The organism is Algoriphagus aquimarinus (assembly GCF_900112005.1).
Classification (GTDB): Bacteria; Bacteroidota; Bacteroidia; order Cytophagales; family Cyclobacteriaceae; genus Algoriphagus; species Algoriphagus aquimarinus.
Genome location: NZ_FOKK01000007.1, coordinates 15,358 through 29,452 on the forward strand (window position 1 = coordinate 15,358; position 14,095 = coordinate 29,452).

Sequence of the window (14,095 nt, forward strand, 5' to 3'; positions counted from 1 at the left end):
CCGATCGTGCCGTTGGCACTCTCATTTACCTGAGACAACTTGTTAACCCTGAATTTCGCTTCGCTGGATTCAGGGTTATTACTATTTGTGCCTTTGGCACAACTATTCAGTTGCATGTTTTAATTCTCTTGCCAAAGGCAAGGCCTGTAAATGCCCAGAATGAAATTCTGGGGTAGTATTATGAGTGAGTTATACAGAGTGCCGAAGGCACGATCGGTAAAGCACAAAGTAAGTATCGTTTTAAACCGCCGCAGAGAACGCGGAGGGAATGTAGAGGGCGCGGTGTATTTTGATAAGTAGAACTCAAGTTGTTGATAGTTCTATTGCGCTCCTTCAGAGCTTCAATTGGGATTAGGCTGACTTGAAACCCAGCCCTAGCGAGCTGGGCTAGGGTATTTTGGGCTTTCAGCCCTTTTCAATACACATAGCTTTTAACCGCAGAGGACTCGGAGGGAATGTAGAGGACGCGGTGTATTTTAAGTGGGTGAGATTCAAGACAACATCGAGAGGTATTGAGTAATGGCAATTGCTTAAATATTTAAGTGTATCAGCATGAATGCACATTCTAGAATAATACATAGTATTAGTAGTGAGAAATCCCCCTTGCCCCCTCTTGGAAAGGGGGAATTGCCAAATTTGAACTTCTAGAATTAATATAAAGTGCATACGTACAGCTAAGCGAATACACATATAAATAATTAAAGATTAAAAGATTAACCAGTATCGCTGAGCGGCACTCCATTCTTAGTGAATCTATGTGTTATTCTCTGCGCAACTCTGTGGTAAATATTTCTTTTTTTAACCGCAGAGAGCTCGGTTTATTTATAAAGGAGCTAGACACTGTGGCAATTAAAATCAAAAAAAAAGCACTCCCGAGGGAGTGCTTTTGTATTACTTACTTTCAGAATTTTAGATCGCGTATTTGGATGGATCTATATCTGGCTTGTTGCTTTTCATAAACTCAACGACTTCGGTTAATCCTTGTTCCAAAGAATACTGAGGATCCCAATCAAATAGGGTTTTAGCTTTAGAGTAATCGCAAATCAACTTCATAACCTCACTTTTCTCAGGTCTGATGCGTTGATTTTCAGCGATAACTTCCTTCTCAGTACCACAAATCTTTTGTACCATATCTACTATTTCCCCAATTGTATCTCCCCTACCTGTACCCACGCTCACTACCTCGCCAATTGTAGAATCGGCCAAAGCAGCCATCATAAAGCCTCTTGCTGTGTCTTTTACATAAAGCATATCTCTCACTGGATCCAGAGAACCTAGTCGGATTTCATTGGAATCTGAAAGGACTTGAGATACTATAGTCGGTATGACTGCACGGGTAGATTGTCTTGGACCAAAAGTATTGAAGGGTCTAAAAACACATACTGGTAAATTGAAGGACAAGAAGTAACTCTCAGCAATCTTATCTGCTCCGATTTTCGTGGCTGAATAAGGAGATTGCCCCTGCATAGGGTGCTTTTCGTCGATAGGCGCATACAATGCAGTGCCGTAAGTCTCCGATGTGGAAGTAACCAAGAGTTTCTGCACTCCTTGACTTCTTGCAGCTTCCAGCATGTTCAAGGTACCATTGATATTGGTGGAGACATAAGCAGCCGGAGCTACATAGGAATAAGGTATACCGATCAGTGCAGCAAGGTGAAATACTATCTCTTTCCCTTTAGACAGGGTATTCATTAAAAACCCATCCTGGATATCTCCAAAAATGATTTCAATCTGACTTAGTATCTCCTTAGGAAGAAAGCGAAGATTGTTGATGTTAGAATTGGAGTTGTAATGAACCAAGGCTGTAACTTCAGCGCCAGCTTTAACCAATTCTTCAGTTAAATGGCTTCCTATAAAGCCACCTGCTCCAGTAACAAGGACTTTTTTTCCGGTGTAATTCATGGATTTGATTTATTAAATAGATTTTTATAATCAAGATTGGCTTTTTCGTAATCTTGATGTTGGCCTATATCCAGCCAGTATTCTTCTATAGGGAATGCGACGACAGATTGCTTCTCTCGTAGTAGCACATCCATCAGATCTGTAATGTCATAAAAATTACCCTTTGGTATGTGACTAAGTACTTCTGGACTTAGCGCATAGATGCCACCACTAATTCGGAATGAATAGGTCGGTTTTTCTAAAATGGAGGTCACTTGACAACCTTCCGTCTGCAATACTCCATAAGGCACTTTGGCTTCATAAGAAGCACTACCAATAGTCAGTTTGGCGTTATTTTCTATATGAAAATCAAGTACAGATTTATAATTCAAGGAAGTCAACAGGTCTCCATTCATTACTAAGAAAGGAAGCTTAAGTTGATCTTCAAGGTATTTTACTGCTCCTATGGTCCCTAGCTTTTTGTCTTCTTTGAAATAGCGAATATTAAGCCCGAAGGAAGAACCATCACCGCAAAACTCTTCAATATGTTCTGACAAATAATTGGTGCACAGGTATACATTACGAAATCCGAAAAGATGAAGCCTCTCTAGTATGGTTTGCAAAATAGGCTTGTTGCCAACCTTGAGCAGAGGTTTAGGAATGTTTTGAGTAAGTGGTTCTAATCGAATTCCTCTCCCTCCTACCATCAGCACTACTGGGTTTTCAATCGTTGGGCTGGCTTTTTCAGGTTCTGAGGAAAGAAAATGATGTATTTTCCCCTGCGCATCTATCACAGGAACCAGTTTAATACCCTGCTCGGTAATCTGCTTCATATCCAAGGTTTTCTGCTCCTGAATGGAAACAGTAAAGGGATTGGAATTCATGACTGCAGAGAGTTGATCATCTAGCTGACAGCCATTTAATATTCCTCTACGGATATCTCCATCACTTACAGAACCAACTAACTTATCATCGGCATTTAATACAAAAATGAGTCCCCTCTTATTTGCCTCAATCAGACGCATTGCTTCACGAATTGATATATCCTGGGCTGCTGTGAAAAGGTTGATTTTATCTTTATCAATAAACATATTAAACTAATTCCTTGATGTATGTTTCTAAGGTAAAGCTTTCTTGAAAACCAGTTAAGTCTCTGAAGACATTATCTGATATTTTCATCATATTATCATAAGGCTTGATAGGCTCAAAGTTCCTTTGGTAGTGGAAGCCTAGGTTTTTCTCGAACAAGTCAATCAATTGATGCACATTGAAATGGTCGCTGCCCACCATATTTAAAATCGGTGTTTCCCCCCATTCTATAGTCTCCATCACCGATAACATTGCCTGCGACAAATCCTCGACATGGAGAAAAAAGCGGAATAGACTTCCGTCATTATTGAAGTCCAATACCTGATCAGAGAGTCCCGATCTCAGCAAATAGGCAAAAACACCTTTAGGCTGAGTAGATCCATATATGTTGGATAGCCTAAGGATCAATCTGTTTTCAGGTTTCATCCCTGCCATGATCAACTCTTCAGCAACCAACTTCAGTGTGGAGTAAGGAGTTTCGGGTTGACAGGCGTGAGTTTCATCTACAAAATCCCCTGATCCATATACGCCTACACTGGACAATTGAATCAGTTTGGTGTGCTCAGCACAGGCCTGAATCAAGTGTTGGATACCAACGGTATTCTGAAGTAGGCAAGCTTGTATGGGCCTGCTGATTTGGCCAGTGAAATTGAAGATAAAGTCAAACTTCTCTTCCCTAATCAACTGTACGGATTCGGGTGAGCATATATCCAACTTCAGGTGACGTGCACCTTCTCCTTTTCTGGAGCCAATGAAGATATTCGAAAAGCCAATCTGTTCTAAAACGGCGGAGAAATGGCTACCTAAATAGCCATTTCCACCGAGTAGTAAGATTTTACTTTCCTTCGTAAAAGATTTTTTGAATGCTGACACTTGATAGGTCTATGTTTTTGAGAATGTCCACGATTTGTTTAGCAGAATTTCCTTCTCCGTATGGGTTCTTAATTTCAGAGACTTCTTTTCTAAACTCATCGTCAAATAATGCTTTCTGAATTGCTTTCTCAATCTGAGCTGCATCATTAGGTACATCTAGGACATTGGAAGCACGTTCTCTACCCATTTGTCTATTGCCAATATTGATAGCAGGAATCTTCAAGGTAGGAGTTTCATGAATTCCAGAGCTGGAGTTACCTACCAAAGCCCATGCGTTTCTGTACAGGTTGACAAATTTCAGCGTAGGAAGAGAAGGTATCCACTTGAAGCCTGAGGATTTGATTTCCTCAATGATTTTAGCATGTCCTGCATCGTTATTAGGCAGAAGGAAAACCACCTGAGCATCTATATTTCTTAATGCCTTGAGAGTCTCTCTGATTTGATCAATAGAAGACATAGCCTCGGTAGTCACGGGATGCTGAATCACCAACACAAAAGGTTTTGAGAAATCCAGGCCAAACTCTTTTTCCAATTCGGAAGCATCCATGGTAGGCGTATTGACCAATACATCGATAGATGGGCAGCCAACTACGTGAATATCCTTTGGGTTTTCGCCAAGTCTAATCAATCTCTTTTCTGCATCTTCCGTGGCAGGAAAGTGAATGTGGGAGAACTTAGTCATCGCATGTCTGATAGATTCATCGATGCTTCCCGTTACTTCTCCACCTTGAATGTGTGCCACAGGGATGTTCATGTGTGCAGCTGCTACAGTGACAGCAAAGTTTCCTCCGATATCAAAGCCAGATAGAACCAAATCAGGTTTAGATTTCTCCAGCTCATAGGTTACTCCTGTCAAGACTCTAGCCATGGAACGAACCATTTCAGCTCCTGAATCAGGTGCATTGGAGTCAAACATTGGGATTTTGGCGTTGATAGTAAATCCGTCATCTTCTATATAGTTGACGTCTTTACCATGTAAATCCAACAGGCATATGCCCGTCACTACCAGGTAAATTTCAAAGAATGAATCAGCTGTCATTCTTTCTAAGATTGGCTTATATCTACTATAATCAGCTCTTCTTTCTATGAGTACAAATACTTTCATTAGTTAACTACTTATTGATGTGTTTTATTTAATACTTTTCCACTGCACCTGAATATCCACTTCTAGATCTTCTGTGGCTGTTTTGCCCAGAATAGACTCAAAGTGCTCGGCTAAAATACCGCCTTTACCAGGTCTTTTCACCCAGATATTTTCTTTTGTAAATTGTTCTCCAGCCTGAATAGGTTGGATAGTACATACGGTAGCAAAAGCGAAGTCAATTGTTGCTTGCTCTTCCGCCACTGCCTTCTTGTCTCCGCCTCTTTGTAATTGGATGATCTGCGAACCTTCGATCAATTCAGCACAGGCTTGCTCGTCCATAGAGCATACGATGTCTGGACCTTGTCTTTGCATGTGATCGGTATAGTGTCTCTCCAAAATGGAAGCTCCCAAAGCCACTGCGCCAAAGCAGGCGTGATTGGTAATCGTATGATCACTCAGTCCAATTACAGCCTGAGGAAAAGCTTCCTGAAGCTGAGCCATAGCTCCTAATCTAACCAGGTGGTTTGGTGTAGGGTATAAATTGGTCGTATGAAGCAAGGCAAAGGGCACCTTGTGTTTTTCGAGTATAGCAACAGACTTTGCAACGCTCGCGAGATCATTCATTCCAGTACTTAGAATCATAGGCTTCCCAAAGGATGCTATGTGTTCCAGCAAAGGATGATTATTGCACTCGCCAGAACCTATTTTAAATCCTTCTACATCCCAGGAAATCAATCTATCAGCAGCTGCGCGAGAAAAGGGAGTTGAAACGAAAATCATCCCTTGTGCCTCCACATATTCTTTGAATTCCAGCTCTTCCTGCTCAGATAGCGCGCAGGTTTGCATGATTTCGTAAATACTTTCTTTGGTGTGCGAAGGAATAGTATTCTTAGCTTCCCGGCTCATCTCATCATCTACAATATGCGTCTGATGCTTCACCATTTCTACTCCTGCGCGCTTAGCAGAATCTACCATTTCCTTTGCTACTTCAAGTGAGCCACCATGGTTGATCCCAATTTCGGCTATCACTAAAGGAGGAAAATCATAGCCTATTTTGCGTCCAGCTATTTCTATATAAGGTTTATTCATTTGCTTGTAGATTTTACCATACGGAGTAACCTCCGTCAATAATTAAGTTGTGTCCCACTATATGTTTGGAAGCCTCTGATGCCAAAAACACTATACCCCCATTCATATCAGACTTGTGAGCCATATCCCCAGAAGGGTTAAGTTGCTTATATCTTTCATAAAACAAGCCTTCGTGCCCATTCCATACACCACCTGGAGTAAGGGAATTTACCCGGATTTGCTTGTCGGCCCATAAGGTGGCCAAGTACTTCGTCAGGGCAATAACACCTTGCTTGCTAACGCTATAGGCAACAGGCTGGAAAATACCAGTACCTGGGTAAATTCTATGATTAGGACTTACCACTCCGTAAAGACTCGCAATATTAATAATATTACCCTTACCCTGCGTGAGCATTTGCTTTCCGATTACCTGACAACCTAAGAAAACTCCTTTTAGATTGATGTCCATAATCCTATCCCAATCTTCCTCAGGAAAGTCCTCAAATCCAGCTTCAAAATTAGCAGTCTTAGATTGATTGGTACTAGCGGCACCATTAATTAAGACATCGATTTTGCCGTATTTGTCCAAGATGAGTTTTAAGGCATCTTTCCAAGACTGGGAAGAAGCCACATCCAGACCAATTCCAATTACAGGGAGATCATGCCAGGATTTCTCAGCAATGATTGCATCGCACTTGCTTTTATCCAAATCGGCCATGACTACGGTAGCACCTTTTTCAAGTAATGCTGAAGCCATTTCAGGACCTAATAATCCTGCTCCACCGGTGATTAAAACAGTTTTATCACTTAGGTTAAAAATATCGTTCATATGTTTATCAAAGTTTTTCATTATCATCCTCATCCTCAATCTAGTAAGTTGTCTTATTCCCTTTGCTTGAGGAGTGGGGAGACGGAAGACCGAAGACCGAAGACGGAAGACCGAAGACCGAAGTAGCCTCAAGGCTAGTTTTCAATCTATAATAGGTCGTTTTTACTAGTGCAATTCCAGATATAATTATTGTTTTTTACTCATTAAAAACTCCACCAGTTCAAAATCCAAAAGTGAGTCTATATCGATAGCTCTTTCTCTAGGAATGGGAAATATTCTACAGGGCGCTTTGCTCCAATGAGGATAGTTATAAAGTGCTGACTTTTTGATCACAAAAGCAGCAGGTGAGAGACTATAGACATCAGGTGCATCTTGTCTTCTTACGATAGGTTTCTCAGATTTTTTTACGATTTCAGCTAATCCATCTTCCCTGATTTCCATCATGTTGAAGTAAGGGTTTCTTTCTGGCTCATAGCCTGTAATCACTACTTCTGTGGATGGGTTATCCAAGGCAAGTTGAATTGCGCCGTCTATATCCAGCGGGGTTTTCAAGGGAACAGTCACGTCCAGATCTACCAAGTATTCAACTTCTACACCATACTCTTTTTCGTAAAACTCAAGTGCATGTATGAATACAGGCCACTTGCTAGCAGAATCAGAGGCTAAATCATCAGGTCTCATGAAAGGCACTTTTGCTCCAAATTCTTTGGCAGTGTCAGCAATTTGCTGGGAATCTGTGGAGATAATCAAATCTGCAATCAATTCGCTTTGCTGAGCCTGAACAATCGTATGGCCAATTAAAGGAATTCCATGCATAAGCCGTAGGTTTTTATTCGGAACACCTTTGGATCCTCCGCGGCAGCATATTGTAGCTAAAATCATTTAAATAATGGGGATTTTAATATGGTATTTGATTGACTGGAAATTTTGGATGCCATTACAAGTTGTAGGCTTTCTAACCCATGCTCAAAGGTACAAATTCTATCATCTGAATCTGCGTTCATGAAAGCTTTTGCTATCTCCAAATACCTGTCATTTCGTTCGAAATTAGAAAAATCAAAGACTTCTTCCGTTTTATCTGCTTGGGTAAGGGTCACCGTGCGAGCAGCTAAGTCCCATTTAATGGTTCCCAATGCTCCGGTAAAAACACAGTTCCGGATGAGTACACGCTGATGATAATCCAAGTGAATAGTTCCTGTAGCACCGGACTTAAACTTAATCAATACATCTGCAACATCCTCAGTTTCAATTTCTAACTCTGGATTTTCTTGATATATGGCAGATACACTTTGCACGCTTCCAAGCAACCAAATCAGGTAATCAAACTCATGTATTAAATCCAGCATCACACCTCCCCCGCGCTGGAGAGAAGCGCTCATACCTTTTCTATGATCTTCGTGAGGCCTCCAATCTGGCAAATACTGACCTACAAAAGCATTAGCGGAATATACTTTACCAATTACTTTATCATTGAGTAATTTTCTGACTCTGGTCAAGCCTGGATCAAAGTGAAGGTCAAAGCCTACCAGTATCTGGACTCCCTTATGCGCAGCAGTTTTAAATTGCTCCAAATCATCCAAATTATGGCTGATAGGCTTCTCCAAATAGATTTTAGAAACATTTGTCTTGAGAAGTTCCTGCAAATGCCCTACATGACTGGCAGTGGGTGAACAGACAAAGGCATGGGTGAATTCTGAAATATTTGGAATGCTTTTAAAGTCTGGAAAAACAGGAAAGTCAGGCCAGTGTGATGGAAATTCTTTCCTTTTTGTGACCAAAGTAATCCTGTCATATCCTAATGACAATAAATTAGAAACGTGCCTAGAACCTATGGAGCCAATCCCAACAACTAAAATATTATCTTGTATATTTAACAAATCTTGAATTTTTTATAGTCCAATTTATTGCTGATTATTTAGAATTTATTTTTCAATCTAATAATATTGTACAAACGCTTAGTTTAAGGCACACATGATAAAACTTCCTGCCCCTACTCAGGTATTACAACCCTTAGTATTTTTTTACGCCGCATTAAGTATAGTATACTGGTTATTTATTCTGGCGCCGGGTATTGGGGATGAAGGCTTGATGTCATTATATCTCAGTGAAGGAAATAAGGAAGGCTATTATTGGCTTATACAAAAGGGTAACTTCTCTCTTCCTTATTCCCTACTAGTTTATCCACTGAGCTTTATTTTCCCAAGTTATTTTGCCCTAAGAATTTTGAGTCTAGCTGGTATACTATTTTTATATTTTTATCTGATACGAAGATTAGATTTTAAGACTCAAAATTTCAAAAATCATATACTATTCTACTTATTCTCGGGTTCTTTCCTCCTAGGCACCAATGACAACCTGCTTTTTTGCCTTTTAACTATCTTCTTTACTGAAGTTTATCTGGTGCTAATAAAACAACAGGAGAGAATTCCTCTATATGCGTTAATCTGTATGATTACTTCACTATTTACTAGGCAGATGGCCATTATATATCTACCAATAATCCTGGCAGGATTAATTTTGGTCTATCAGCAGAAAGGTATTTTGAGGAAGGAATACCTTGCTACCCTGTCTACTGCACTAGTTTGGTTTGTATTGAATATTCCGTCTATTCAGGCAAATGGGTTTATAAGTTTTGACAACAAAGATACCAATCAGCAAATGGGAATGACTTGGGCTCAACGTCAGTATCTTTCTCAACTCGATTTCAATGCTGGAAAACTAACGGAATTCACTCATGTCACCTGGCAAGACACTTTTAATTATGTTCAGGAAAATGGTGAAACAAGCCTTCCTAAAACCAACATGGAATCTATTTTATTTGACCCTGTACTCACTATCGAGGAATTTATTAAAGATTTAGCTTATATGGTTTACTCGGGATTCAGGCAATGTGGGCTTGGAGTGTTTTTTCCAATTTTAGGAATATGGTATTTTTTAAAGTTCGGAAATCGAGAACTAGGTTATTTAGGAGGAGCGCAATTATTCACCATGTTAGTTATCGCCCTTATGATTATATCCTATATAGAAATTCGCTGGCTAGCTCCTGTCTTTATTATGGGAATCATTGGAATTGAAAGCGTTAATCGATCTGGGAAAGCTTCAACCTTTTTGGATTTCAGCAATCAACTTATCCTGTTTGTATTAGGAGTGTATGGCTCCTGGAGATACATCAATTTGATCTTGGAGAAGCAAACCTTTTTATCCTCGGTTTAAAGAAAACCAGTTCTTCAGGTTTTTTTTCAGGCTAACCGGGAAGAGGCGTTTGATATGGTCTGCGCGGGTCATTCCTTCAGGAAAGTTCATTTTAAAAGGTGAATCCTTTTGGACCTTCCAATACTCGGCCTTCCGAGGGTGATTGCTGTTATACTCCCAAGGTTTGCTTGGGCCTGTAAAATGGATAAGTATAGGAGAATCCACTGCTTCCTTTAATTGTTCGCTGGTCCAGGTAGTTTCGTCAAAATCAAACCCTTCTCTATACAAAATCGCCTGTTGGTTGAATTTGGGAGTCAACTCCAAGTAATCTCCGTCTATAACTCCATTCAAAGCACACTGATCTACAAACCTGATTTTGTCAGGATGATTATGTACAAATTCAAATGACCTATTGGTGATATCCATTTTTTTCCAAAGATCAAGATTGATCAACATCACTCCAGAATTAAAATATGTAGCGGAGTCTTTCATTCCTAGCTCCGTTTTCCATTTGTATATAGGGTCAACTACAGCCGCAAGAACCTTGTCTTTGAGATCAAATTTGAGGAATTCACGGAGTGAGGAAACCGCAATAATATCAGCATCCATGTAGATTGCTTTTTTAGCAAAAGGAATCAGTTCCGGGATAAGAAGTCTGTAATAATTAGCTTTTGAAAAGTGATGAGGGATGGGGAAATTTTCAAATACCTCATCATCGAGTTTAATAAATTCGAAGGAAGAACCAAAGGATTCCACCGTCTTTGTAATTGCATTTTTTTGGCTTTCGCCTAGCGCATTTCCTAACAGGTAAAATTGGAAATTGTAATCCTGATTAGTTTTCAGGACGGATAGCATGGTGGTCATTGCGTGAGGAATAAACTTTCCGTCAGCGCAGAATACTATAGGGATTTCAAATGAAATTTTGGACAGCATTAACTCAATTTTAGTTCGCGTACAAAGCATTTACCCAGTTTTGCATGGGCTATCAAATGCCGGGAATGTTCACTTCCCATATCTTTTAAGTTTTGGATATGATCACCACCATACACAAAAGCAATCTGATCTTTAGTATATACTTCAGAGACAGTTTTCCAAAATGGACATGTAGGAGCTATTCCAAGAACACCCTCATCTGTCCCCATTTTCCCGTAGACTATAAAGTCCCACTGTCCTTGCTTAATGGAGTTTTCTACCTCTTCATCTGTAGTAGGAAGCGTTTCTGAATTTGGAGTGGAGCTTAGCCGCCTAGTATAGCCAAATCCTTTCCCATAGCACTTGTCAGCCTTTTCCAAGGGGAAGCTATCGTAAAGAAAATCAAGTTTGGGATAGCCATAGCATAGCCCTTTGCCAGACTCCTGAACTCTGCTTAATCCAATAAAAAGCAGTTCTCTAGAATAATTGACATTTGCATCGCAATTCAGGAAGAGGATTTTTTGGTTAGACTTAACGCCTAAATTTTTCAGGAATCCCTTTGCTACTGCAGAGCAAGAGATATTCTCTTTGCAGTGGTCAAGAATAGCTGTTGCGTAATTTTGGTATTTGCTATGGTAATCAGGATTGTCTTTCCAGGGCAGCAACTCCTTGTTTGCTTGAAGTATAAGTTCTTTTGGGAGATGAGTAAGTGTATCCTTAGGACAGGCTGCTAAGTCTGGGAATGCAGGGATAGTCCCGTTGGCAAGGATCTCATAATGTCTAAGGCAATCCCAACCTCCTTTTTTCCATGTAAAAGCAAACTGGGCTTGAGCATACATGGTGTAGAAGTCCTTTTCATTTGAGAATCTGTAGGTTTCTCTCAAGCCGGGAACCACCTCAGCCCATAGGGAAGTTTTATCTGTAACCTTATCCAAAATCAATTCATCCGGGATGCAATACCCTAAAGGAAAGATGCGTTCATCTACCTTTTTCAGGTCATAATATTGAGGATACAATTTGTCAATTGCCCTGAAAAAATACGTTCTGCCCCTACCTGTATAGGTTTCTAATTTATTGCTGATTTTTTGGAGAATAGTCATATATCAGTTTCCCTGAACTTGTTTAATCTGACTCATTAAGATCATTTTTTTCTTTAGTCCCTTACTTATATACCTAGAAAAGTAGAAGGTAGAAGAGAGGAAACCTAGTTTTTCGATGGAATATAGGACCTTCCATAGATCTGCGGCATTGCCCATAAAGGATGTACTCTGAGAACCTAGGCGATATCGATAATTGGATAGGGCCATATTTATGCCGTAGGCTTTAAAGCCCTGCTTTAATATTGCCAAATGGAATACATAATCCTCAGCTTTGACTAGATCCAATTTCAATTGTGGAAGGGAAACCTGAGTGGTGTCAAGCATTATGGTGATGATAGAGAACTGGGGATTTCCTAAAAGCTGCTTGTAGGAGATTTCAGGAGCGAAAGGAACATTGCTTTTCCCCATAAATTCACCTGCTTCGGTAATTCTCTGAAACATGGTAAAGGACACTGCATGCTTTTCCTTTAGCATAAATGCCACTTGGATCTCAAGCTTTGCAGGTTCGTAGGTATCATCTGAATCCAAAAAACATAGAAATTTCCCGCTGGATTCTTTGATACCTCTATTTCTAGCCTCCAAAGCTCCAGCATTTTTCTCTTGCCTGATTGCCTTTATTCTGGGATCCTTATCCGCTGCATCTTGGCAGATCTTAAAGGATTTATCAGAGGACTGGTCATCGACCAGGATAAGTTCCCAATTGGTATAGCTCTGACAAATGACAGAGTCTATACAAGCCTGTACAAACCTTTCGGTATTGTACACTGGAACTACGATTGAAACTAGGGGTAAAGTTATGTCTTTCATATGCTAAAAATTCTTGGACGCATAGTCTTTCACTAAGGCAGCAAATCTACCACTCCAATACTCTAATGAATTGGAAGAAAATTGATCATGAAGATTTTGACTGATTCTTTGATAGACCTTTGGATTATGGAATAAAAATACGACTGCTGCAGCAAGTAACTCAGGTTTTCCTGGAGGAACAAAAAGGCAGGTTTCACCTTCTTGGAGTTCTTTGGCAATGCCTCCTACTTTCGTGGAGACGATAGGCATGGCGAATGCTCTGGCTTCATTGATGATCTTTGGTAGTCCTTCACTATAAGATGAAATCACCATAATGTCGTGAGATCTATATAACTCAAATAAAGATTCCCCAAAAGCTTGATACCCTGCAAATTTCACACAGTGGGATACATTCAACTCTTCAACAAAAGCTCTTAATTCTTCTCCTACCCCACCTTCTCCTACAATAGTTAGGGAGACAGGAATGCTCTCATTGACAAGTTTGACGGCATTCACCAGGTCGAATAGCCCTTTTTCGGGTTCCAGTCTTCCCACAAAGAGAAGCTTTACATCTTTGTTGAATTCCTTCCTTGCTGGTAACTGTAGTTTTTCAGATACAATTGAATCACTGACATAAAAATTATTCTTATATACCGGTTTAAAGTAATTATACATCTCATCTCCTACAGAGACGATGAGCGCATTTTTATGAAACAGCCTAGCATAGGTATACAGGAATTGTGTAAATTTTTTACCGACAAAGCGATTAATACCAGAATATCTTACATGGATTAATGCCTCCAAATTTTGTCGTACGAATAAGACAACAGGCTTTTTTCTACCTACCAGCATTAAAACAAGAAAACTGATAGGATGAGGCCAAGTAAGCCAAAACACGTCATAGTGTCCAACTGCAGACTTCAGCAATGCCTTAGATCTGCTGAGTAAACTTGGCTTTTTGAAAAACTGCGAGACACTTGAATAAAAAGGAAAGACCAAAACCTCTTCCTTGTTGTCAGTGAAAAAATAATGCCCTGGCTCATCCGTTTCTATGCATCTGGAACCCAATTGAAATTCATCAAAATAGGTTTCACAGGTAGCCTTGATGAACAAAATATGCGAATCGTCTGCATATATTTTATCCTTGTTCTTTTTTAAAATAAAGTCGTTGTAGGCAAATATCTTCAATGGATAAATAGCTTTTTTTTGAAAGTATGTGGTTCTGGAAAGGCTTAATTAATTGAAACTATTTTTTGAAAAAATGAGAGGAGAATAAGGCTC

The 14,095-nt window shown here is 39.9% G+C and carries 13 protein-coding genes; 1 reads left to right on the top strand and 12 read right to left on the bottom strand.

Features of this window, described 5'->3' with window-relative positions; translation table 11 throughout:
* Window positions 1-909: 909 nt before the first annotated feature.
* The 8 genes from BM291_RS10500 to BM291_RS10535 form a co-directional block, all read right to left on the bottom strand.
* On the bottom strand, window positions 910-1,902 hold the full coding sequence (locus tag BM291_RS10500; protein WP_092897129.1) for a GDP-mannose 4,6-dehydratase: 993 nt from the start codon (window positions 1,900-1,902) through the stop codon (window positions 910-912).
* Window positions 1,899-2,972 (bottom strand): nucleotidyltransferase family protein, encoded by a 1,074-nt coding sequence (locus BM291_RS10505; protein ID WP_092897131.1) that lies wholly within the window; start codon window positions 2,970-2,972, stop codon window positions 1,899-1,901. Before BM291_RS10505 ends, BM291_RS10500 begins: the two co-directional genes overlap by 4 nt.
* A gap of 1 nt (window position 2,973) precedes the next feature.
* A complete protein-coding gene (locus BM291_RS10510; RefSeq protein WP_092897133.1) occupies window positions 2,974-3,843 on the bottom strand; it encodes an NAD-dependent epimerase/dehydratase family protein in 870 nt (289 codons plus the stop codon).
* Entirely contained in the window at window positions 3,806-4,948 is a 1,143-nt protein-coding gene (neuC, locus tag BM291_RS10515) for a UDP-N-acetylglucosamine 2-epimerase (RefSeq protein ID WP_092897135.1), read from the bottom strand. Before neuC ends, BM291_RS10510 begins: the two co-directional genes overlap by 38 nt.
* Window positions 4,949-4,972: 24 nt before the next feature.
* Window positions 4,973-6,016 carry an N-acetylneuraminate synthase family protein gene (locus BM291_RS10520; protein WP_092897137.1) on the bottom strand — a complete coding sequence of 348 codons (1,044 nt, stop codon included), beginning with the start codon at window positions 6,014-6,016 and terminating at the stop codon, window positions 4,973-4,975.
* A 13-nt stretch (window positions 6,017-6,029) separates the two neighbouring features.
* Window positions 6,030-6,824, bottom strand: a complete 795-nt coding sequence (locus tag BM291_RS10525) for an SDR family oxidoreductase (RefSeq protein WP_175499681.1) — start codon at window positions 6,822-6,824, stop codon at window positions 6,030-6,032.
* A 186-nt stretch (window positions 6,825-7,010) separates the two neighbouring features.
* Window positions 7,011-7,706, bottom strand: coding sequence for an acylneuraminate cytidylyltransferase family protein (locus BM291_RS10530; protein WP_092897141.1), 696 nt, complete (start codon window positions 7,704-7,706; stop codon window positions 7,011-7,013).
* The gene (locus tag BM291_RS10535) at window positions 7,703-8,701 is read right to left on the bottom strand and encodes a Gfo/Idh/MocA family protein (RefSeq protein WP_092897143.1); all 999 of its coding nucleotides are present in this window, start codon (window positions 8,699-8,701) and stop codon (window positions 7,703-7,705) included. The genes BM291_RS10530 and BM291_RS10535 overlap by 4 nt, the downstream gene beginning before the upstream one ends.
* 571 nt (window positions 8,702-9,272) lie before the next feature.
* Between BM291_RS10535 and BM291_RS21910 the strand changes: the two genes are divergently transcribed.
* Window positions 9,273-10,037, top strand: a complete 765-nt coding sequence (locus BM291_RS21910; RefSeq protein ID WP_139229076.1) for a hypothetical protein — start codon at window positions 9,273-9,275, stop codon at window positions 10,035-10,037.
* On the opposite strand, the gene BM291_RS10545 is transcribed toward BM291_RS21910, so the two are convergent.
* The 4 genes from BM291_RS10545 to BM291_RS10560 are packed head-to-tail and all read right to left on the bottom strand — an operon-like array spanning window position 10,023 to window position 14,002.
* Entirely contained in the window at window positions 10,023-10,949 is a 927-nt protein-coding gene (locus tag BM291_RS10545; protein WP_175499682.1) for a glycosyltransferase family 8 protein, read from the bottom strand. The genes BM291_RS21910 and BM291_RS10545 overlap by 15 nt on opposite strands.
* Window positions 10,949-12,028 (bottom strand): hypothetical protein, encoded by a 1,080-nt coding sequence (locus BM291_RS10550; protein ID WP_092897149.1) that lies wholly within the window; start codon window positions 12,026-12,028, stop codon window positions 10,949-10,951. The genes BM291_RS10545 and BM291_RS10550 overlap by 1 nt, the downstream gene beginning before the upstream one ends.
* A 3-nt stretch (window positions 12,029-12,031) precedes the next feature.
* On the bottom strand, window positions 12,032-12,835 hold the full coding sequence (locus tag BM291_RS10555) for a glycosyltransferase family 2 protein (RefSeq protein WP_092897151.1): 804 nt from the start codon (window positions 12,833-12,835) through the stop codon (window positions 12,032-12,034).
* 3 nt (window positions 12,836-12,838) lie between these two features.
* Entirely contained in the window at window positions 12,839-14,002 is a 1,164-nt protein-coding gene (locus BM291_RS10560) for a glycosyltransferase family 4 protein (RefSeq protein WP_092897153.1), read from the bottom strand.
* Window positions 14,003-14,095 lie beyond the last annotated feature (93 nt).